Here is a 22,006-nt window from a genome sequence, read left to right as displayed (position 1 = left end):
GAGATACTAGGCTCTTACCGTTGCGGATGATCGCGACGAGTCTTGCGGAGGAGAAGACCGGTGACCTACATCATCGCCGAGCCGTGCGTGGATGTGCTCGACAAGGCATGCATCGAGGAGTGCCCGGTCGACTGCATCTACGAGGGCAATCGGATGCTCTACATCCACCCCGACGAGTGCGTCGACTGTGGGGCCTGCGAGCCGGTCTGCCCGGTGGAAGCGATCTTCTATGAGGACGACGTGCCGGAGCAGTGGAAGGACTACACCGGCGCGAACTACGAGTTCTTCGAGGACCTGGGTTCGCCCGGGGGCGCCTCCAAGATCGGCAAGGTGGAGAAGGACGCCACCTTCGTCGCCGCGCAGCCGCCGCGCGGCGAGGACCACTGAGCCGGACCGCGCCGGTTTCGGCACGGCTGCCCGAGTTCACCTGGGACACGCTGGACGCCGCGGCCGCCACGGCCGCGGCGCACCCGGACGGTCTCATCAACCTCTCCATGGGTACGCCTGTCGACCCGGTGCCACCGCTGATCCGGCAGGCGCTTGCCGACGCGTCGGACGCGCCCGGCTACCCGCTGACCGCGGGCACGCCCGCCCTGCGGGACGCGATCGCGGCCTGGGTGGCCCGGGCCTGCGGCGCGGGCGTCGACGGGTTGGGTGTGCTGCCGACCATCGGCTCCAAGGAGCTGGTGGCCTGGCTGCCGACGCTGCTCGGGCTCGGCCCCGGTGACGTGGTCGTGGTGCCGACCGTCGCGTACCCGACGTACGAGGACGGGGCCCGGCTGGCGGGCGCCACGACGGTGCGCAGCGACTCGTTGACCGCGCTCGGCCCGGACCCCCGGGTCCGCCTGGTCTGGGTGAACTCGCCGGGCAACCCGACCGGGCGGGTGCTGCCCGCCGCCCACCTGCGCAAGGTGGTCGAGTGGGCCCGGGAGCGCGGCGCGGTGGTCGCCAGCGACGAGTGCTACCTGCCGCTGGGTTGGGACGCCGAGCCCGCTTCGGTGCTGTCCCCGCAGGTGTGCGGCGGGGACTACGCGGGCCTGCTGGCGGTGCACTCGCTCTCCAAGCGCTCCAACCTGGCCGGCTACCGGGCCGGGTTCGTGGCCGGTGACCCGGCGCTGGTGGCCGAGCTGCTCAAGGTGCGTAAGCACGCCGGGATGATCGTGCCGGCACCGGTGCAGGCCGCCATGGTGGCCGCGCTCGGCGACCAGGCGCACGCCGACGCCCAGCGGGAGCGCTACCGGGTGCGGCGGGAGAAGCTGCGGGCCGCGTTCACCGGCGCCGGCTTCACGGTCGAGCACTCCGAGGCCGGGCTCTACCTCTGGCTGACCCGCGACGAGGACTGCTGGGACACGGTCGACTGGTTGGCCCGGCGGGGCATCCTGGTGGCCGCCGGCGTCTTCTACGGCCCGGCCGGCGCCCGACACGTCCGGGTGGCCCTGACGGAGTCCGACGCGAACATCAACGCCGTAACCGCCCGCCTGCAAGGCGGGGCCCCCGCTTAACGTCTCCGGTAGAGGCGGGGCCCCCGCTTGACACCGTGCGCCCCGCTGGCGTGCCGGGCGATATCCTCGGCGGGACTTCCCGCGGGGCCACCCGGGCTCCGCCGACGACGCGGACCCGAGGTGCACCGATGGTGGGCGAGGCGGGCGGGCTGGCACGCGCGGCGGTGGTCGGCACCGGGCTGATCGGCGGCTCGATCCTGCTCCGGCTCCGCGACGCCGGGCTCGGCGTCGCCGGCTGGGACCCGGATCCGGCCGTCCGGGGGCAGCTACGCGAGCGGGGCGTCGCGGTCGCCGGGACCGTCGAGGAGGCGGTGGCCGGCCGGGACGTGGTGTTCGTCTGCGGCCCGCTGCCCACGCTGCCCACCACGCTGGCCCGGGTGGCCGCCGCCACCGACGACCGGTGCGTGCTCACGGACGTGGGCAGCGTCAAGGCGGAGGTGGCCACCGCCGCGACCGCGCAGGGGCTCGGGCACCGCTTCGTGCCGGGTCACCCGATGGCCGGCGCGGACCGGGCCGGGCTCGGCGCGGCCGGCCCGGAACTGCTCGACGGCGCGGCCTGGGTGCTCTGCCCGGGGCCCACCGGGCTGACCGCGTTCCGGCGGCTGGCCGCGCTGCTCGTCGACGTCTTCCACGCCCGGGTGGTGCCGATGTCCGCGCCGGAGCACGACGCCGCCGCCGCGCTCGCGTCACACGTGCCGCACGTGCTCGCCGGCGCGCTGGCCGGCACGGTGCAACGCTCGGCGCTGCGGGACGCGGTGCTGGCGCTGGCCGCCGGCAGCTTCTCCGACGGCACCCGGGTCGCCGGGGGGCCGCCCGAGCGGACCGCGAACATGCTGCTCGGCAACCGGGACCGGGTGCTCGCCGAGCTGGCCGGCGTCGGTGACTTCCTGACCGAGCTGACCGCCGCGCTGCGGGCCGGGGACGCCGAGGCGCTGGCCGGCCGGCTGGCCGAGGGGCGGGCGGCGCGTGCCGCGCTGCGCGGCCGGGATCTCGGCACGCACCGCCGGGAGTTCCCGGCCGACGCGGACCACGCCGGCGAGCTGGCCTACCTGCGGGAGTTGGGCGCGGCGGGCGGTCACCTGACCGGGTGCCGGGTGACGGCCGGCGCGGTCGGGTACACCGCGCACCTGCCGGCCACCCCGCCGTTAGGCTGAGCGGCATGGCGGACGCACCGGTCGTGGCGGTACGCGGCGAGGCGTACCGGGAGGTCGCTCCCGAGCTGGCCCGGTTCACGGTGACGGCGGCGGTGCGGGACCGCGACCGGGAGACCACGCTGACCCGGCTGGCCGAGCGGGCCGCCGCCGTGCGGGCGCTGCTCGACGCCGCCGAGCCGACGGTGGCGCGGCGGGAGACCGGTCAGGTCAACGTCTGGCCGGTGACCAGGCGCTCGGGCGACCGGGTGGTGGCCTACCAGGGCAGCGTGAGCACCACGGTCACCGTCACCGACTTCAGCGCGCTCGGTGAGCTGATGCTCCGCCTGGCCGACCACGAGCAGGTCGAGGTGGCCGGTCCGGTGTGGTCGCTGCGGCCGGACAGCCCGGCGTACCGGGAGGTGCGGCACGCCGCGATCGCGGACGCGCTGGCCCGGGCCCGAGAGTACGCGGAGGCCCTCGGCGCCCGGGTCACCGCGCTGCGGGAGCTGGCCGACACCGGCCTGACCGCGGCCCCGCCGATGCTGGCCAAGGCGGCGTACGCCCGGTCCGGCGAGTCCGTGCCGGAGCTGGAGCTGGATCCCGCGCCGCAGCCGGTGCACGCGGCGGTCGAGGCGCGGTTCACCATCAGCGACCCGGTGCTCGGCTGATGCCGCCGGCCCAGGTGTTGCCGCTGGCCGAGCTGGTCGCCCGGGCGCGGGCACTCGCCGGGGACGGCCCGCGGCAACTGCTCGGCATCGCCGGCGCGCCCGGCGCGGGCAAGTCCACGCTGGCGGAGCGGATCGTCGCCGAGGTGGGCCCGACCGCCCGGCTGGTGCCGATGGACGGCTTCCACCTGGCCGGGTCGGCGTTGCACCGGCTGGGCCGGGCGGCACGCAAGGGCGCGCCGGACACGTTCGACGTCAACGGCTTCGTCGCCACGCTGCGCCGGTTGCGGCGGCTGGAGCCGACCTCGGTGTGGGCACCGGAGTTCCGCCGTGACCTGGAGGAGCCGGTCGCCGGGGCGATCGAGGTGCCGCCCGAGGTGCGGCTGGTGGTCACCGAGGGCAACTACCTGCTGCTGCGGGACGACCCGTGGGAGGAGGTGCGGTCGCTGCTGCACCAGGCCTGGTTCCTCGACCTGGACGCCGAGCTGCGGCTGCGCCGCCTGACCGCCCGGCACCAGGCGTACGGGAAGTCCGCGGAGCAGGCCCGCGCCTGGGCGCTCGGCAGCGACGAGGAGAACGCCCGGCTGGTCGCCGGCACGGCCGGGCACGCCGACCTGGTGGTCCGGCTGGCCGAGCCGCCGCCGGCGTGACGGCCCCACCCGGCGCGGACCGGCGCGGCGCCACCGACCGGTGACGCCGGCCGGGACGACGCCGGTTCGGCGACGACGGCCGGGGTGACGACGGCGGGCCGTGGTGTCAGCCGACGCCGGGCCGGGGTGACGGCACGCTCCGGCGCAGCAGGCGGGCCACCACGGCTCGTTCACGGGCGAACTCGACCGCCTCCGGGTAGCCGCTGTGGCTGCGGATCGGCGGGTCGGCCACCTCGCCGCCGGTCGGGTGCAGCGCCTCCGGGTCGGCCACCGCCACGTCCCGCTGCCCGGCGCTGACCTGCCAGCCGAGCGGGTCGGTGTCCCGCCAGAAGTTCGTCCAGGCGACGTGGCCGCCGGGCCAGGTGACCGCCCGGGCCAGCGTGCGCAGCCGCTCCGGCCCGAAGTAGGACGGGAAGACCCGGCCGTAGAGCCGGGTGAGCTGGCAGCCGTAGGAGAAGAACCAGGTCCGCCGCCGCCACCGGCGGGGCAGGTGCAGCAGTACCGCGGCGCAGATGACGGTGCCCTGGCTGTGCCCGGAGAGGATCACGCCGTCCATCCGGTCCGGGTGGTGGGGCGGCAGCGCCAGCAGCCCGGCGACCCGGGTCTGGAGTTCCGGTACGGCGCGTTCGGCGTAGCTGGGCGGGGCGAGCGGGTGCGCGGCCCGCGGCCAGAACGTGCACACGTCCCAGACCACGCCGACCGAGCGGCGGACCGAGTCGGTGCGGTAGACCATCAGCCCGAGCGCGCTCGTCACCACCGGCAGCCAGCCGAGCACCGCGTCGCCGAGTTCGGCGGCCCAGTGGATCGCGGTCTGCCACCCGGCCGGGGAGAGCGGGCTGGGCCGGTGGCCGGAGAGCGCGGCGGTGCAGCACAGGATGATCAGGAGCGCGACCCCGGCCGCGAACCAGCCGATCAGACGGACCGCGTGCTCGCCCACCAGGCGGTGCAACGCCCGGTAGGTGCTGACGTCGCGGCAGCGGCGCAGGTCGTGCGCGGAGAGGCCGTCGGCGGAGGTCAGCCGCGCGTACTCGGCGCGGCGCAGCCGGTGCAGCAGGTGGGCGGCGCGGACCAGCAGCCCGAGCAGGAGGAGCAGTCCGATGACGCAGGCCAGCCCGGCCCAGAAGACGCCGAGCGGCGGCACCACGCGTCCCGGGCCGGCGGGGTCGACCGGCCCGTCGAGCCGCTCACTGACCCAGTAGAGCAGCCCGGCGCAGTACGCGACCGCCATCATCCAGCCGAACCCGGCGATGACCGCCGGCGCGCAGCCGTGCCAGGCGAGCCCGGTGTACGCGCCGAGCGGCTGGGTCGGCACGGCGGGCCGCAGGCGCGGCATGAGCAGCCCGGCGATGGCCAGCGCGATGGCCGGGCCGACGAGCATCCAGGTGTGCAGCCCGGCCGGCGCGGCCGGCAGGCCGGGCAGGCCGCGTTCGATCCAGGCCACCCCGAGCGGCAGCAGCACGCCGGCGGCGGCCGGCCCGGCCAGGGCCCGCCGGCCGGAGCGGTTCGCCGCGCCGATGGCCACCAGCAGCAGCACCTGGTAGGTGACGAGCCAGGCGAGCGCGGTCTCGTAGCCGGGCAACGGGCGGGCGGCGCGGCAGCCGGCGAGGTCCGGGACCGCCGGGCAGCCGACAGGTGGCCGGTACGTCGCCAGTGGACGGCCGGCCGGGCCGTCCGGGAGCAGCAGGAGGACGAACGTGCCGAGCAGCCCGAGCGCGGTGAGCACCGCCACCGCGATGCTCCACCGGCCGAGTGGGGTGGCGCCCTGGCGACGGGTCAGCCAGGGGCGACCGACCGCGACCACGGCGATCGTCACCACGGCGACGAACAGCACCACGGTCGGCCAGGCGACCGCGGCCCGCAGTCCGCGCGGCGGGTCCATCAGCAGCACCGCGGCGACCGGCACGGCGGCGGCGGTCACCGCCCCGGTGCACAGGTGCAGCACCGCGGCGCGGCGCAGTTGCCCCTCCCCGTTCCAGAACGTCGGGTCCTGCAAGGGGTTCTCCAGCGGTTCCGGCGGTTCGGCCCGGTCCGGGCGGGCGCGGGGCTCGGCCGGCATCTCCGCCTCGTACTGGTAGGTGCGCCAGGCGACCAGCCCGATCGCGCCCAGCACGAGCAGCGGCAGCAGCAGCCCGAGGGCCAGCGCCCGGGTGTCCCGGCCCCACCAGGCGTTGCCGAGGAACTCCCACGGGCCGGGGAGCTGGCCCAGGCACTCGCGGCCCACGCACTGCCAGCCGATGAGGTCGACGCCGATCCCGGTCACGGCGATGACCAGGGTGCAGGTCAGGCTGAGGCAGAACAGCCGGATGAGCCAGGCGGTGATGCCGGAGCGGCTGGCCCAACGCTCCCGGTCCGGGTCCGCCGGGATGCCGTCCCGGGCGTGCAGCGCGACGTTCGCCAGCGCGAAGGGCAGCAGCAGCGTCCAGAGCGCGCGTTCGATGTCCCGCCGGGTCCGCGCGCCGGAGGTCAACTTCCCCCAGCTGTACGCCTCGACGCTGATCGGGTCGTCCCGGGCGGCCTGGGTGGAACGGTAGAAACCGGTCACCTGTCCGCCGGCGACCAGCTCCGGTTGGGGGCCGTCACCGCCCGGTCCGGGGTCGAGGCCGAGTAGCTGATCCGGTGGGGTGTTCGACACCCCGTGCACCCGTAGTTCGAGTACGCGCTCCATCGGGGCCTCCCCAGAGTGAGCATCTCACTACCCAGAGTGCGCGCACATTCCGGAATTCGCATCCCCCCGGAGGGTTGTTTCGGCAGCTCAGGCGTCAGATCAGGGTCTTGGTCGGCCGGGCCGGGTTACCCACCGCCACCACGTTCGCCGGCAGGTCCCGGGTCACCACCGCGCCGGCGCCGACCACCGTGTTCTCGCCGATGGTCACGCCGGCGAGCACGATCACGCCGCCGCCGAGCCAGACGTTGTCGCCGATCGTGATCGGCTTCGCCGCCTCCCACTTGGCCCGGCGCGCCTCCGGCTCCACCGGGTGGGTGGCGGTGAGGAGCTGCACGTTCGGTCCGATCTGGACGTCGGCGCCGATGGTGATCCGGGCGACGTCGAGGAAGACCGCGTTGAAGTTGACGAAGGTGCGCGGCCCCAGGTGGGTCTGGAAGCCGTAGTCGCAGTGGAACGGGGGGCGGATCCAGGCGTCCTCGCCGAGCGTGCCGAGCAGTTCGCGTAGCGCGGCGAGGCGGCCCTGCGGGTCGTCGGCGTCGCTGCGGTTGAAGCGTTCGGTGAGTCGGGCGGCGCGGTCCAGGTCGGCGACGACCGCGGGGTCGTCGGCGAGGTACAGCTCGCCGGCCAGCATGCGGTCCCTCATGGCGCTCATCGGTGGATCATCCCCGGTTCGGCCACCCCGGGGGAACCGGTTCGGTCGGATAAGCGACTTCCGATTGCATACGCGGTATGCAATTCTGATAACCCGCATCGATGTGCCTTCTGTCGATGAGACGCCTCACCGAGGAGGAAAGGTTGCCCCAGAACCGCAGAAGACTGGCCGCGCTCGGCCTCACCCTGGGCCTGGCGCTCGGCCTGCCCGTGCCCGCCCAGGCCACCACGTCGGCGGCCCCGACCGGTACGCCCGCCCCGACCGGGTCGTCGACCCGGCCGGCCACCGTCACCCTGATCACCGGTGACCAGGTCACCGTCGCCGCCGGCGGTCGCGCCGCGGTCCGCCCCGGCGCCGGTCGCGCCAAGCTCCAGTTCGTGGTCCGCCGCGAGCGCACCGGCCTCAGCGTGGTCCCCCAGGACGCGTTGGCGCTGATCCGCTCCGGCCGGCTCGACCGGCGACTGTTCGACGTCACCGGCCTGATCGCGGCCGGCTACGACGACGCGCACCGCGACACCGTGCCGCTGCTGGTGTCGTACCGGCCGGGGGTGGCCCGGCGGGCGGCGGCCCCGCTCGCCGGCACCCGGGTGATCCGCGACCTGCCGGCGATCGGCGGCGCGGCGCTCGCCGCGACCAAGGCCGACACCGGCTCGCTCTGGCGGGCGGTCGCCGCGGACCGCTCCGGCGCCCGGCTCGACGCGGCGGGGGGTGTCGACCGGATCTGGCTGGACGGGCGGCGGCGGCTGACGCTGGACCACAGCGTGCCGCAGATCGGTGCGCCGGCCGCGTGGGCCGCCGGATACACCGGCAAGGGCGTGAAGGTCGCGGTGCTCGACACCGGCGTCGACCTCACCCACCCGGACCTGGCCGGCAAGGTCGCCGAGTCGCGCAACTTCAGCGAGGAGGCGGACCCGGACGACATCGTCGGGCACGGCACCCACGTCGCCTCGATCATCGCCGGTAGCGCCGCCGCCTCCGGCGGGAAGTACCGGGGCGTCGCCCCGGACGCCACGCTGCTGTCCGGAAAGGTCTGCGAGCAGTACGGCTGCACCGAGTCGGCGATCCTGGCCGGCATGCAGTGGGCCGCGGCCGAGCAGCACGCCACCGTGATCAACATGAGCCTCGGTGGCTTCGACACCCCGGAGGTCGACCCGCTGGAGCAGGCGGTCGAGACGCTGACCGCGCAGACCGGCTCGCTCTTCGTGGTCGCCGCCGGAAACGACGGCGCCGACGGTTCGGTCGGCTCGCCGTCCACCGCCGACGCCGCGCTGTCGGTCGGCGCCGTCGACCGCAACGACGACCTGGCCGACTTCTCCAGCCGCGGGCCGCGGGTCGGCGACGGGGCGATCAAGCCGGACATCACCGCGCCCGGTGTGGACATCGTGGCCGCCCGCGCCGCCCACGGCCAGATCGGCGACCCGGTGGGGGACCGGTACGTCTCCCTCTCCGGCACCTCGATGGCGACCCCGCACGTGGCCGGCGCGGTGGCGCTGATCGCCCAGCAGCACCCGGGCTGGAACGCCGGTCGCTACAAGGCCACGCTGATGGCCTCGGCCCGGCCGCACCCCGAGCAGACCGCGTTCCAGCAGGGCGCCGGTCGGGTCGACGTGGCGCACGCGATCACCGAGCAGGTGACGAGCGAACCGTCCTCGGTCTCGTTCGGCGTCGCGGTCTGGCCGCACGCCGACGACAAGCCGATCAGCCGGACCGTCACCTACCGCAACGGCGGCACGACCCCGCTCACGCTGGAGCTGAGCGCCGGGTTCACCGGCCCGGGCGGGCGGTCCGCGCCGGCCGGGATGCTCACCCTCAGCGCCTCCCGGCTCACCGTCCCGGCCGGCGGCACCGCCCAGGTCACCGTCGTGGTGGACACCCGGCTCGGCGGCGCCGACGGGTACTGGACCGGCCGGCTGACCGCCCGGTCCGGCGACACCGTCGCGGTCACCCCGCTGGCGGTCAACCGGGAGGTGGAGAGCTACGACCTGACGCTCACCCACCGCAACCGGGCCGGCTCGCTCACCGGTGACTTCTACACCACGCTGATCGGGCTCGACGACGGCGCGACCCGGGACGTGTTCGACGCCGACGGCGAGGCCACGATCCGGGTGCCCAAGGGCCGGTACGGCGTGCAGAGCCTGCTCTTCGTGGCCGACGAGGAGCGCTGGACGGAGATCTCCATGCTCACCCAGCCGGAGCTGGTGGTGACCGGGAACCAGCGGCTCACCCTGGACGCCCGGCGGGCGAAGCCGGTCCGCACCACCGTGCCGCAGCGCGGCGCGGCCCCGCTGTTGATCGACGTCACCGCCGCCTGGAACTTCGGCGACTACTACGCCAGCTTCGGGCTCTGGACGGACACCTTCGACGGCCTCTACTCGGCCCAGCTCGGTCGCGGCGTCTCGGACCAGGTCTTCGTCGGCTCGCTGGCCAGCCAGTGGACCGAACCGACCGCGCCGGAGCGCAGCCCGTACTTCTACGGGCTGAGTGACGTGTTCCCCGGCCGGTTCCCGACCGGCTTCGTCCGGCACTACCAGCCGGCCGACCTGGCGCACGTCACCAGCCGCTTCGCGAACGGGTACGCGGGGCTGGAGAACGAGCGGATCGTGTACCCGGAGCCCGACTACAACATGGGCGGCTCGGCGATCGTCGTGCCGGTCCAGGCGCCCGGCAGGCGGATCGAGCACCTGAGCACCGCCCGGACCCGCTGGAACTTCGAGCTGGACTTCGGCAAGCGCGACGAGCAAGGCTGGCTGAACACGCAGTCGGTGCTGGAGTCCGGGCCGACCCGCTTCCGGGCCGGCCACAGCTACGCCGAGACGTGGAACGCCGCGCCGTACGGGCCGTCCTTCCCGCCGCCGCGCTGGCCCGAACAGGGCATCACCCGCACCGGTGACACCGTGGTGGTCTCCCTGCCGATGCACAGCGACGCGGCCGGGCACGGAGGCGGTTCGCTCAACGACACCGAACGCACCGCGCTCTACCGCAACGGCAAGCTGGTCGGCGAGGTCGCCGCACCCGGCTACGGCGTGTTCGAGGTGCCTCCGGGGCTCGCGAACTACCGGCTGGACACCGTCGCGAAGCGTTCCTTCACCGACCTCGGCACCGAGGTCTCGGCGAGCTGGACGTTCCGCTCGAAGCGGGTGCCGGGCGAGCAGCCGGCCCGGTTGCCGGCGATGGCGGTCCGGTTCACCCCGTCGCTCACGGCGGACGGCACCGCGCCGGCCGGCCGCACCTTCACCGTCCCGGTGGCGGTGCAGCGCCAGCCCGGCGCACCGGCCGGCACGGTCGCGGCGCTCACCGTCGACGTCTCCTACGACGGCGGGAAGACGTGGCGGAAGGCGCCCCTGAAGAAGCAGGGCACCGGGTGGACGGCCACCGTCGTGCACCCGGCCGGTCCCGGCTACGCGTCGCTGCGGGCCACGGCCCGCGACGACGCCGGCAACACGGTCACCCAGCGGATCATCCAGGCGTACCGCCTGCGGTGAGCCGACCGTCCGGGTCCGTGGCTGTCGCGCCACGGACCCGGACGGGGTGGCTCAGTGCCGACTCTTTTCGCGACTGCGGGGCTCGCAGACCCGGCTCACTCCTCGCGGCGAACGTCAGTTGGCGTGCAGGGCGGCGTTCAGCTCGATGCCCCGGCCGGTGCGCGGCCTCGCCTCCAGCGCGCCGGTCACCGAGTTGCGCCAGAACAGCAGCCCGTCCACGCCGGACAGCTCGCGGGCCTTGACCACCCGGCCGTCCGGGAGGGTGATCTTGGAGGCCGCGGTGATGTAGCAGCCGGCCTCCACCACGCAGTCGTCGCCGAGCGAGATGCCGACGCCCGCGTTCGCGCCGACCAGGCTCCGCTCGCCGATCCGGACCCGGTCCTTGCCGCCGCCGGACAGCGTGCCCATGATCGAGGCGCCGCCGCCGATGTCGGAGCCGTCACCGACCACCACACCCTGCACGATCCGCCCCTCGACCATCGAGGTGCCCAGCGTGCCGGCGTTGAAGTTGACGAAGCCCTCGTGCATGACCGTGGTGCCGGCGGCCAGGTGCGCGCCGAGCCGGACCCGGTCCGCGTCGGCGATCCGCACCCCGCCCGGCACCACGTAGTCGGTCATCCGGGGGAACTTGTCCACCCCGTGCACGACCAGGTGGCGGCCGGCGGCCCGCTCGATCACCCGCAGCTCGTCCACCCGCTCCGGCGGGCACGGCCCGGCCGAGGTCCAGGCCACGTTGGCCAGCTTGCCGAAGACGCCGTCGAGGTTCAGCTCGTTGGGCCGCACCAGGCGGTGGGAGAGCAGGTGCAGCCGGAGGTACGCGTCGGCCGCGTCCTTGATCGGATCGTCGAGCGAGCCGATCACCGTGGTCACCTCGACGGTACGCAGGCCCGGCAGGGCGCGCTCGCCGACCGCGCCCGGCGGCAGGTCGAGCACGTCGGCCTGGTCCTCCCCGGGCACCAGGGGCAGCTCGCCGAGGCCCAGCTTGCCGGTCGGGTACCAGGTGTCGAGCACCTGGTCGTCGGCGGTGACGGTGGCCAGGCCGATGCCCCAGGCGGATGGTGCGGACGTCACGGTGACACCTCTCTCCTCCGGCGGCGGCGTCCGCCGCTGCTCGCGGCCGCGGGCGCGGAACGTGTCCCTCGCACCCACCGAGGATGACGGTACCGTGCGAGACATGCAGAACCCGTTGACCCCCGAGGTCCTGGCCGATCCGGTGGCACTGACCCGTGCCCTGGTCGACATCGAGTCGGTCTCCCTCAACGAGAAGGCGATCACCGACTGCGTCGAGGAGGTGCTGCGCGGCGTACCCCACCTGAGCACCCAACGGCACTCGAACACGCTGATGGCCCGCACCGACCTGGGCCGCCCGCAGCGGGTGGTGCTCGCCGGCCACCTGGACACCGTGCCGCTCAACGGCAACTTCCCGTCGAGCATGCGCGGCGACCTGATGTACGGCTGCGGCACCTCCGACATGAAGTCCGGGGTGGCCTTCGCGCTGCACCTGGCCGTGACGCTGCCCGACCCCCGCTACGACGTCACGTACTTCTTCTACGAGGCCGAGGAGATCGAGTCCCGCTACAACGGCCTCACGCTGGTGTCGCAGAGCCACCCCGAGTGGCTGACGGCCGACTTCGCGGTGCTGCTGGAGCCCACGTACGGGATCGTCGAGGCGGGCTGCCAGGGCACGATGCGGGCGGTCGTCACCACGCACGGCGAGCGGGCCCACGCCGCCCGCTCCTGGCACGGGGTGAACGCCATCCACGGCGCCGGTGAGGTGTTGCGCCGGCTGGGCGCGTACGAGGCGCGTCGGGTGACCATCGAGGGCTGCGACTACCGCGAGGGGCTCAACGCCACCGGCATCCACGGCGGGGTGGCCGGCAACGTCATCCCGGACCGCTGCGACATCGAGATCAACTACCGGTACGCCCCGGACCGGGACCCGGCGCAGGCCGAGGCCCACCTGCGCGAGGTCTTCGACGGCTTCGAGCTGACGGTCACCGACGCGGCGGCCGGCGCGGCCCCGGGGCTGGACAACCCGGCCGCGCAGGAGTTCCTGGCCGCGGTCGGCGCCGCCCCGATCGGCAAGCTGGGCTGGACCGACGTGGCCCGGTTCGCGGCCATGGGCATTCCGGCGCTCAACTTCGGCCCCGGCGACCCCAACCTGGCGCACCACAAGGACGAGCACGTCGAGCTGACCAAGATCCGGGACGGCGCGGCCACCCTGCACCGCTGGCTCGCGGCCTGACGTACCGAAGATCCGCAGGCCCGCGCCCGGCGTCGCGGGCCTGCGGATGGTCAGACGCTTGTGGTCAGCGGCGCGTCCGCCTCGTCGCTGTCGGCGGCCGGCTCGGAGTGGTGGGCCTCCATCATCCGGGCGCGGCGGCGCTCGGCCACCACGTCGTGGATCCGCCGCTGCATCTGCCGGCGGATCCGGATCATCTCGCTGTTGCTGATCAAACGCTGGCTCCTCCCCCGAAGGCGCGTCCCCCGGGCATACCGGGTATGTGAATAGTAAGACGTACGAGCGAGCGAATTAGTTGCCTTGATCGCAAAGATTTTCTCCGGCTCGCCGGCCTGCGCGCCGCGTCGCCGTCGCTCCACTACGGTGGCCCCATGAGCGAGAGCACCGGGAGGCCGGCTGAGCAGGGGCCGCGGGTCGAACGCCACCGGGGAGCGGTCACGCTGCGCAACCGGGCGATCCCGAGCAGCACCGCGGACCAGCGGCTGCTCGACTCCCGGGGGCGCAGCGACTGGAAGACCAAAGACGCGTGGCGGGCGTTGCGGATCCTGTCCGAGTTCGTCGAGGGGTTCGACACGCTCGCCGACCTGCCGCCCGCGGTCAGCGTCTTCGGCTCGGCCCGCAGCAAGCCGGACAGCCCGGAGTGCCGGCTGGCCGAGGAACTGGGCGGCGCGCTGGCCCGGGCCGGCTACGCGGTGATCACCGGCGGTGGTCCGGGCGTGATGGAGGCCGCCAACCGGGGGGCCGGCGAGGCGGGCGGCCTCTCCGTCGGGCTCGGCATCGAGCTGCCGTTCGAGCAGGGCCTCAACGACTGGGTCGACCTGGCCATCGACTTCCGCTACTTCTTCGCCCGCAAGACCATGTTCGTCAAGTACGCCCAGGCGTTCGTGGTGCTGCCCGGCGGCTTCGGCACCATGGACGAGCTGTTCGAGGCGCTCACCCTGGTGCAGACCGGCAAGGTGACCCGGTTCCCGGTCGTGCTGATGGGCGCCGACTACTGGGGCGGCCTGCTCGACTGGCTGCGCGCCACCATGGCGGCGGACGGCAAGATCGGCCCGAGCGACCTCGACCTGATCCGCGTCACCGACGACGTCAACGAGGCGGTCCGGCACATCGTGGAGGCCGAGGCGGTGCTCTCCGCCGAGCAGGAGGCGGTACGCGAGGAGGCGGTCGCCCGGGCGGCCGCCGACCAGCAGGCCGCCGCCGAGGCCGCACCCGAGGGCCCGACCGGGTCACGCTGAGATGGCCGACGTCTGCGTGTTCTGCGCGTCCTCGCGTACCCTCGACGACCGCTGGCTGGCGCTGGCCACCGAGACCGGCGCGGAGCTGGCCCGGCGCGGGCACACGCTGGTCAGCGGCGGCGGCTGTGTCGGCATGATGGGCGCGGTGGCGGACGGCGCGCGGGCGGCCGGTGGTCGCACGCTCGGCGTCATCCCGCAGACCCTGGTCGACCTGGAGGTCGCCGACCTGGCCGCCGACGAGCTGCTGGTCACCGACGGGATGGCCAGCCGCAAGACGCTGATGGTCGACCGGTCCGACGCGTTCGTCACGCTGCCCGGCGGGCTGGGCACGCTCGACGAGCTGTTCGAGGTCTGGACCACCGCCACGCTCGCCCTGCACGCCAAGCCGATGGTGCTGGTCGACGCGGACGGGTTCTACCGGCCGCTGCTCGACTGGCTGGGCACGCTGGCCGACCGCAACTTCCTCAAGCCCGCCGGCCTCGACCTGCTGATGGTCGCCGACAGCGTGCCCGCCGCCCTCGACCTCATCGACGCCCGGCTCACCTGACCGTCCGCGCCCACACACCCGCACCGATGCGTGCACGCAGTGGGGCGGCGTCGATTTCCGGGTGTCGTACCGGCGTGGTGGGATGTCGGTGATGCAGGCGTACCGGTTGGTGCGCCGGCCCGGCGACGCGGGGGCGGGGGTCACCCACGACGCCGGGGCGGGGCAGGGGGTGGGCCGGTCCGACGGGCCGGCCGTGTCGGAGCCGCGATCCGGGGGGTCGGCGGTCGATGCCACGCACCCGCGCCGGACGGCAGCCAGGCATCCCGACCCGGTGCAGGCCGAGGTGGTCGCGCACACCGACGGGCCGATGCTCGTCGTCGGCGGTCCCGGCACCGGGAAGACCGCCACCCTGGTCGAGGCGGTCGCCGCCCGGGTGGCCGAAGGCGTCGACCCGGAACGCGTGCTGGTGCTCACGTTCAGTCGGCGCGGCGCCACCGAGCTGCGTCGGCGCATCGAGGCGCGGATCGCCGGCGACGGCCACCGGGCGGTGCGTGAGCCGCTGGTCCGCACGTTCCCGGCGTACGCGTTCGGGCTGCTCCGCCGCGCCGCGGCCGAGCGTGGCGAGCCGTCGCCCCGGCTGCTCACCGGCCCGGAGCAGGATCTGATCATCCGGGAGCTGCTCGACGTGGTCGGCGAGGAGCCGGCGGACGACCCGGCCGGCTGGCCGGAGGACCTGCGTCCCGCGCTGCGGACCCGGGCGTTCGCCCAGCAGCTCCGCGACCTGCTGATGCGGGCCGCGGAGCGGGGCGTCGGCCCGGTCGAGCTGGCCCGGCTGGGCGAGAAGCTGGGCCGCGCCGACTGGCCGGCCGCCGCCCGCTTCCTCCGGGAGTACGTCGCCGTCCTCGCGCTGCGCGACGTGAGCAACCGGGGCTCGGTCGCGTACGACCCGGCGGAGCTGGTGCGGGCCGCCACCGGCATGCTGCTCGACGATCCCGAGCTGCTCGCCGCCGAACGCCGCCGCGTGGCCCACATCTACGTCGACGAGCTGGCCGACACGGACCCGGCCCAGGTGGACCTGCTCGCGGTGGTGGCCGGTGGCGGCCGGTCCCTGGTCGCCTTCGCCGACCCGGACTCCTCCACGTACTCGTTCCGCGGCGCCGACCCGGCCGTGGTCAGCACGTTCGCTCACCGGTTCCGGACCGCGTCCGGCGCGCCGGCCGCCCAGGTCACGCTGACGACCTCCTACCGGGCCGGGCCGGAGCTGCTGGCGGCGACCGCCCGGCTGGCCCGGCGGCTGCGCGGCCCGGCGGCGCACCGGCGGCTGCGTCCGCTTCCGGACGCGCCGGCCGGGGCGGTCGAGGTGCGCACGTTCCGCTCGGCGACCAGCGAGTCGGCCTGGCTGGCCCACGCGCTGCGCGAGGCACACCTGCTCGACGGCGTGCCCTGGTCCCGGATGGCGGTGCTGGTCCGGTCCACCGGGCGGCAGCTCCCGTCGCTGCGGCGCGCCCTGCACACCGCCGGGGTGCCCACCGTCGTGCACGGCGAGGACCTGCCGCTGCACCTCCAACCGGCGGTGGCCCCGCTGCTGCTCCTGCTCCGCTGCGCGCTCGAACCCGACCGGCTGGACGAGGAGGCGGCGGTGGCGCTGCTGCACTCGCCGCTGGGCGGTGCCGACCCGCTGGCCGAGCGACGACTGCGGCAGGGGATGCGGGCGCTCGCGTTGGCCGGCGGCGACCGCCGTCCCTCCGGTGAGCTGCTGGTGGAGGCGTTGCGCGACCCGGCCGAGCTGGCCGCCGTCGAGCGTCGTTGGGCGGCGCCTGCGCAGGCCGTCGCGCATCTGCTGGCGACCGCCCGGGAGGCCGCCGCCACCCCGGGCGCCACCGCCGAGGACGTGCTCTGGGCGGTGTGGCGGGAGTGCGGGCTGGCCGAGCGCTGGGCCGGGGCGATCACCCAGGGGCGGGAGGCCACCGGCGAGCACGAGACCGCCCGGCGGTGGCGCGCCGAGGCCGCCGACCGTGACCTGGACGCCGTACTGGTGCTCTTCGACGCCGCCGCCCGGTTCACCGACCGGCTGCCGGGGGCGCGTACCGAGGTCTTCCTCGACCACGTGCTCGGGCAGGAGTTGCCGGCGGACACGCTCGCCGCCGCCGCCGACCGGGGCGAGGCGGTCCGCCTGCTCACCGCGCACGCCGCCAAAGGGCTGGAGTGGGATCTCGTCGCCGTCGCCGGGGTCCAGGAGGGCGTCTGGCCCGACCTGCGGCTGCGCGGCAGCCTGCTCGGCTCCGAGCGGCTGGTCGACGTGCTCGCCGGCCGGGCCGACGGGGCGGGGCTGCGGGCCAGCCTGGTCGGTCAGACATCCGCGTTGCTGGACGAGGAGCGGCGACTGTTCCACGTCGCGGTCAGCCGGGCCCGGCGTCGGCTGCTGGTCACCGCGGTCGCCTCGGCGGCGGTCGGTGGCGACGACCACGAGGAGCAGCCCAGCCGCTTCCTGCACGAGCTGGCTGCCAACGATCCGCCCGCCACCGGCGCCGGCGGCACCGCCCCGCCCGACGGCGAGCCGACCGATGACGGACCGTCGGGCGGGGGACCGGCGCCGGATGGGGGACCGGCACCGGACGGACCGTCGGGCGGGGGCCCGGCGCCGGACGGGCCGGTGCCGCACGGCGACGACCACCCGTCGGACGCGCCGTCCGGCGCGCTCCCGGTGACGCTGCCGCCACGCGGGCTCACCCTGTCCGCGTTGGTGGCGGAGCTGCGTACCGCGATCACCGACCCGGCGGCGCCGGTGAGCCGGCGGCGCGCGGCGGCGGGCGAGCTGGCCCGGCTGGCCGCCGCCGGGGTGCCCGGCGCGCACCCGGACGACTGGTGGGGGCTGCGCGGTCTCTCCGACGACCGGCCGCTCGTCGACGACGGCGAGCCGGTGCGGGTCACCCCGTCGGCCATGGAGAGCGCGTTGCGGTGCAGCCTGCGCTGGCTGCTGGAACGGCACGGCGGCAGCGGGCCGGCCAGCGCCGCGCAGGGCGTCGGCAACCTGGTGCACGCCGCCGCGATGCTGGCCGAGGACGCGAGCGTCGACCGGGAGACGCTGCTGGAGTACGTTGCCGCCCGGTTCGACGCGATCGAGCTGGCCGCCCGGTGGATGGTCGGCCCGGAGCGGCAGCGCGCCGAGGCGATGGTCGACAAGCTGCTGCGCTGGCTGGCCGGCAACCCGCGCCGGCTGCTCGCCATCGAACACGAGTTCGCGGTGCGCCTCGACGATCCGGCCCGGCCGGTCGAGCTGACCGGCCGCGTCGACCGGCTGGAGGTCGACGCCGAGGGCCGGCTCGTGGTGATCGACCTGAAGACCGGCAAGTCCACCGCGGTCACCGAGCGGGAGGTCGCCGAGCACCCGCAGCTCGGGGCGTACCAGGCGGCCGTGGAGGCGGGTGGGTTCGCGGAGTTCGGCGCGGAGTCCGGCGGGGCCGCGCTGGTGCAGCTCGGCACCGGCGCCCGGGACGCCAAGGAGCAGGCCCAGGCCGCGGCCGGGGAGGGCCCGGAGGCCGGCTGGGCCACCGCGCTGGTCCGCCGGACCGCCGACACGATGGCCGCCGCCACGTTCGCCGCCGTCGCCAACTCCAAGTGCCGGGTCTGCCCGGTACGCACCAGCTGCCCGGTCTCCGGCCAGGGCCGCCAGGTGGTCGAGCCGCCCCCGGAGGATCAGACGTGACCGCGCGGAGCCGGACGAGGACCGGACGATGACGATCCAGCCGGCGCTGTTCGGCGCCACCGGCACGCCGCCGCCCACGCCCCGGTCCGCCGACGCCGGGCCCCGCTACACGCCCGTCGAGCTGGCCCGGCTGCTCCGGCTGCCGGCACCCACCCGGGAGCAGGCCGCGATCATCGCGGCGCCGGTGGAGCCGCTGCTGGTGGTCGCCGGCGCCGGCTCGGGCAAGACCGAGACGATGGCCGCCCGGGTGGTCTGGCTGGTCGCCAACGCGTACGTGCGCCCCGAGCACATCCTCGGGCTCACCTTCACCCGGAAGGCGGCCGGCGAGCTGGCGCACCGGGTGCGGACCCGCCTCGACCAGCTCGTCCGTCGGCTGGGGCGGCCCCGGCGGGACCCGCGTGAGGACCCGTTCGCGGGCGAGCCGACCGTCTCCACGTACCACTCGTACGCCGGGCGCATCGTCACCGAGCACGGGCTGCGCGCCGGGTACGAGCCGACCACCCGGCTGCTCACCGAGGCGTCCCGCTGGCAGCTCGTCGACCTGCTGGTGCGCAACTACGACGGCGACATGTCCGAGGTGGACCGGATGCCGTCCACCATCACCGACGCGGTGCTGGCGCTGGCCGGCGAGTTGGACGAGCACCTGGTCGACCCGGACGAGCTGGCCGGCTGGACCGGCCGGTTCTTCGCCGAGGTGCAGTCCCGCCCCGGCCGGGTCTACGCCGACGTGCGCAAGGCGCTCCAGCTCCAGCGGACCCGGCTGAAGCTGCTGCCGCTGGTCCGGGCGTACGCCCGGCGCAAGGAGGACTTCGAGGCGATGGACTTCGCCGACCAGCTCGCGCGCGCGGCGCGGGTGGCCCGGGACCACCCGGGCGTCGGCGTGATCGAGCGGGACCGGTTCCGGGTGGTGCTGCTCGACGAGTACCAGGACACCAGCCACGCGCAGGTGGTGCTGCTCAACGCGCTGTTCGGCGGCGGGCATCCGGTCACCGCGGTCGGTGACCCGTGCCAGTCGATCTACGGCTGGCGCGGGGCGAGCGCCGGCACGCTGGACCGGTTCCCCGGTGAGTTCGCCCGCGCCGACGGCACCCCCGCCGAGGTGCTCGGTCTCACCACGAGCTGGCGTAACCGGCCGGAGATCCTCGGCGTCGCGAACGCGCTCTCGGTGCCGCTGCGGGCGGCCGGCGCCCGGGTGCCCGAGCTGCACGCCGCGCTCAGTGTCCGCGAGCCGATCCCGCATCGGACGCCGGGCGGTCGGGCCGCCGGCACGGTGCACTGCGCGCTGCTGCCGACGTACGCCGACGAGGCCGACTGGATCGCGGACAGCGTGCTGGCGGCGTGGCGGGGCGCGGCCGGGATGCCGGGCGCGTTGCCCGAGCACATTCCGGCGGACCGTCGGCCGACGACCGCGGTGCTGGTGCGGCTGCGCAGCCAGATCCCGGCGATCGAGGCCGCGCTGCGGGCCCGGGGCCTGCCGGTCGACGTGGTCGGGCTGGGCGGGCTGCTGGACACCCCGGAGGTCCGGGACGTGGTCTGCACGCTGCGCGTGCTGGCCGACCCGACCGACGGGGCGGCGCTGCTGCGGCTGCTCACCGGCGCGCGCTGGCGGATCGGCCCGCGCGACCTGGTCGCCCTGCACCGGCGCGCCCGGGCCATTGCCCGCAGCCGCCGCGAGCTGACCGGCGACGACGGGCCGGAGATCACCGTGGACGTGCTGGACGAGGCGACGCTGGTGGAGGCGCTGGCCGACCTCGGGCCGGCGCAGGCGTACTCGGCGGAGGGGTTCGCGCGGCTGCGGTCGTACGGGATGGAGCTGGCGCTGTTGCGGTACCGGCTGGACCAGTCGCTGCCGGAGCTGATCGCGGACATCGAACGGACCATCGGGCTGGACGTGGAGGTGGCGGTCCGGGCCGGCCGGGACGGCGCCGGCGACGCCGGGCTGGCCCGCGCCCACCTGGACGCGCTCGGCGACGTCGCGGCGCGGTTCAGCGGCGAGACGCCCGGCGCCACGCTTGCCGGTTTCCTCGCCTACCTGGCCGCCGCCGAGGACGAGGAGCGCGGGCTGGCCCCGGGCGAGGTCGAGGTGGTGGCCGGCGCCGTGCAGGTGCTCACCGCGCACGCCGCGAAGGGCCTGGAGTGGGACGTGGTGGCGGTGGCCGGGCTGACCCGGGGCGGGTGGCCGGGGCCGGTGCGCAACTCCGACCACTGGCTGGGCGGGCTCGGCGTGCTGCCGTTCCCGCTGCGCGGCGACGCGGACGGGCTGCCCGAGCTGGCCCTGCCGGAGGCGGCGGACCAGCGTGAGGTGGCCCGTGCGGTGGCCAAGTTCACCGACGACTGGCGGGCGCACGACGAGCGGGAGGAGCGCCGGCTGGCGTACGTGGCGGTGACCCGGCCGCGCCGGTTGCTGCTCTGCTCCGGCTACTGGTGGGGGGAGGGGACGAAGCGGTTCCGCGGCCCGTCGCTGTTCCTGCGCGAGGTGTACGACGTCGCCCTGGCCGGGACGGACGGGCACGTGGTCGACGCGTGGGCGCCGGAGCCGGCCGGGGATGCGGTGAACCCGACCACCGAGACGGTGCTGCGGGCGGAGTGGCCGGCCGACCCGCTGGGCGGGCGTCGGCCGGCGCTGACCGAGGCGGCGGCGCTGGTCCGTCGTCACCTGGCCGACCCGGAGGCGGCCCGTCGCGAGGCCGCGCTGCTGGCCGCCGTCGGGTCGACCGCCGTCGGGGCACCCGCGACCCCGCCGGAGGACGCCGACGCGGAGGTGGAGCGCTGGCGGCGGGAGGCCGACCTGCTGCTCGCCGAGCGGGCGGAGCTGGCCCGCCGGGCCGAGGCGGTGGAGGTCGAGCTGCCCGGCCAGCTCTCGGTGACCCAGCTCGTGGCGTTGCGCCGGGACCCGGAGGCACTGGCCCGTGCGCTGCGTCGTCCGATGCCGAGCGCACCCAGCCCGTACGCGCGGCGGGGCACCGCCTTCCACGCCTGGCTGGAGCAGCGCTTCGGCGCCGACCGGCTGCTGGACGTCGACGAGCTGCCCGGTGCCGCCGACGAGGGCGCCGCCCCGGACGGGGCGTTGGCCGAGTTGCAGGAGCGGTTCCTGGCCAGCGAGTGGGCCGACCGGGTGCCGGTGGAGGTCGAGGTGCCGTTCGCCACAGTGATCGCCGGCGTGGTGGTCCGGGGCCGGATGGACGCCGTGTTCGCCCGTCCGGGCGGGCGTTACGACGTGGTGGACTGGAAGACCGGCCGTCAGCCCACCGGCCCGGAGGCCGAGGCGGCGGCGGTGCAGCTCGCGGTCTATCGGCTGGCCTGGGCGGAGTTGGCCGGCGTGCCGGTGGAACGGGTCGGCGCGGCGTTCCACTACGTGCGGGACGCGGTGACCGTCCGCCCGGCGGACCTGCTCGACGTCGAGGGGCTGACCGCGTTGGTGGCCGCCGTGCCGGAAATTTCGACGTGATCTCCCCGCCGGGCGAGATCCGTGGTACGTTGGTCTCGTTGCAGTTTTGGTTTCCAGAGACTCTGTGTGCGCCTGGCGGATTGTGGCCCCAGGCGCTCTTTGTTGTGTCCGGAGTTCTCCGGGCGGGGCGACCAGC

The 22,006-nt window shown here is 75.3% G+C and carries 15 protein-coding genes; 11 read left to right on the top strand and 4 right to left on the bottom strand.

The window, feature by feature from the left end:
- The first annotated feature begins 60 nt into the window (after positions 1 to 60).
- The 5 genes from fdxA (at position 61) to OG767_RS27485 (ending at position 3,950) form a co-directional block, all read left to right on the top strand.
- Entirely contained in the window at positions 61 to 387 is a 327-nt protein-coding gene (gene fdxA / locus OG767_RS27505) for a ferredoxin (protein ID WP_107077162.1), read from the top strand.
- Positions 384 to 1,502 carry a succinyldiaminopimelate transaminase gene (gene dapC / locus OG767_RS27500; RefSeq protein WP_405094329.1) on the top strand — a complete coding sequence of 373 codons (1,119 nt, stop codon included), beginning with the start codon at positions 384 to 386 and terminating at the stop codon, positions 1,500 to 1,502. The genes fdxA and dapC overlap by 4 nt, the downstream gene beginning before the upstream one ends.
- 128 nt (positions 1,503 to 1,630) lie before the next feature.
- Positions 1,631 to 2,656, top strand: a complete 1,026-nt coding sequence (locus tag OG767_RS27495; protein ID WP_405091111.1) for a prephenate dehydrogenase — start codon at positions 1,631 to 1,633, stop codon at positions 2,654 to 2,656.
- 5 nt (positions 2,657 to 2,661) lie between these two features.
- Positions 2,662 to 3,303 (top strand): SIMPL domain-containing protein, encoded by a 642-nt coding sequence (locus OG767_RS27490; protein ID WP_405091110.1) that lies wholly within the window; start codon positions 2,662 to 2,664, stop codon positions 3,301 to 3,303.
- Positions 3,303 to 3,950, top strand: a complete 648-nt coding sequence (locus OG767_RS27485) for a nucleoside/nucleotide kinase family protein (RefSeq protein ID WP_405091109.1) — start codon at positions 3,303 to 3,305, stop codon at positions 3,948 to 3,950. Before OG767_RS27490 ends, OG767_RS27485 begins: the two co-directional genes overlap by 1 nt.
- A 106-nt stretch (positions 3,951 to 4,056) precedes the next feature.
- Here OG767_RS27485 and OG767_RS27480 read toward each other — a convergent pair whose 3' ends face one another.
- Both OG767_RS27480 and OG767_RS27475 read right to left on the bottom strand, forming a co-directional pair.
- Positions 4,057 to 6,615, bottom strand: coding sequence for a hypothetical protein (locus OG767_RS27480; protein ID WP_405091108.1), 2,559 nt, complete (start codon positions 6,613 to 6,615; stop codon positions 4,057 to 4,059).
- A gap of 94 nt (positions 6,616 to 6,709) precedes the next feature.
- On the bottom strand, positions 6,710 to 7,267 hold the full coding sequence (locus OG767_RS27475) for a sugar O-acetyltransferase (RefSeq protein WP_405091107.1): 558 nt from the start codon (positions 7,265 to 7,267) through the stop codon (positions 6,710 to 6,712).
- A gap of 116 nt (positions 7,268 to 7,383) precedes the next feature.
- On the opposite strand from OG767_RS27475, the gene OG767_RS27470 reads away from it, so the two are divergent.
- Positions 7,384 to 10,749 (top strand): S8 family serine peptidase, encoded by a 3,366-nt coding sequence (locus OG767_RS27470; protein ID WP_405091106.1) that lies wholly within the window; start codon positions 7,384 to 7,386, stop codon positions 10,747 to 10,749.
- 114 nt (positions 10,750 to 10,863) lie between these two features.
- Here the strand turns inward: OG767_RS27470 and dapD are convergent, their stop codons facing one another.
- Positions 10,864 to 11,820: a 2,3,4,5-tetrahydropyridine-2,6-dicarboxylate N-succinyltransferase gene (gene dapD / locus OG767_RS27465; protein WP_405091105.1), complete on the bottom strand. Its 957-nt coding sequence runs from the start codon at positions 11,818 to 11,820 to the stop codon at positions 10,864 to 10,866.
- A gap of 103 nt (positions 11,821 to 11,923) precedes the next feature.
- Here dapD and dapE point away from each other — a divergent pair, with 103 nt between their 5' ends.
- Positions 11,924 to 12,994 (top strand): succinyl-diaminopimelate desuccinylase, encoded by a 1,071-nt coding sequence (gene dapE / locus OG767_RS27460; protein ID WP_405091104.1) that lies wholly within the window; start codon positions 11,924 to 11,926, stop codon positions 12,992 to 12,994.
- A 50-nt stretch (positions 12,995 to 13,044) separates the two neighbouring features.
- On the opposite strand, the gene OG767_RS27455 is transcribed toward dapE, so the two are convergent.
- Positions 13,045 to 13,206 carry a hypothetical protein gene (locus tag OG767_RS27455; RefSeq protein WP_405091103.1) on the bottom strand — a complete coding sequence of 54 codons (162 nt, stop codon included), beginning with the start codon at positions 13,204 to 13,206 and terminating at the stop codon, positions 13,045 to 13,047.
- A gap of 156 nt (positions 13,207 to 13,362) precedes the next feature.
- Here OG767_RS27455 and OG767_RS27450 point away from each other — a divergent pair, with 156 nt between their 5' ends.
- From OG767_RS27450 to OG767_RS27435, 4 genes are all read left to right on the top strand, one after another.
- Positions 13,363 to 14,229, top strand: coding sequence for a TIGR00730 family Rossman fold protein (locus tag OG767_RS27450; protein WP_405091102.1), 867 nt, complete (start codon positions 13,363 to 13,365; stop codon positions 14,227 to 14,229).
- A gap of 1 nt (position 14,230) precedes the next feature.
- Positions 14,231 to 14,776 (top strand): TIGR00730 family Rossman fold protein, encoded by a 546-nt coding sequence (locus OG767_RS27445; RefSeq protein ID WP_405091101.1) that lies wholly within the window; start codon positions 14,231 to 14,233, stop codon positions 14,774 to 14,776.
- A gap of 91 nt (positions 14,777 to 14,867) precedes the next feature.
- The gene (locus OG767_RS27440; RefSeq protein ID WP_405094328.1) at positions 14,868 to 18,422 is read left to right on the top strand and encodes an ATP-dependent helicase; all 3,555 of its coding nucleotides are present in this window, start codon (positions 14,868 to 14,870) and stop codon (positions 18,420 to 18,422) included.
- A 28-nt stretch (positions 18,423 to 18,450) separates the two neighbouring features.
- The gene (locus OG767_RS27435; protein ID WP_405091100.1) at positions 18,451 to 21,870 is read left to right on the top strand and encodes an ATP-dependent helicase; all 3,420 of its coding nucleotides are present in this window, start codon (positions 18,451 to 18,453) and stop codon (positions 21,868 to 21,870) included.
- The last annotated feature ends 136 nt before the right edge of the window (positions 21,871 to 22,006 follow it).

The organism is Micromonospora sp. NBC_01392 (genome assembly GCF_045040125.1).
In the GTDB taxonomy this organism is placed as follows: Bacteria; Actinomycetota; Actinomycetes; order Mycobacteriales; family Micromonosporaceae; genus Micromonospora.
The sequence above is the reverse complement of the archived record's forward strand: the minus strand, read 5'-3'. Positions and strand labels throughout refer to the sequence as shown.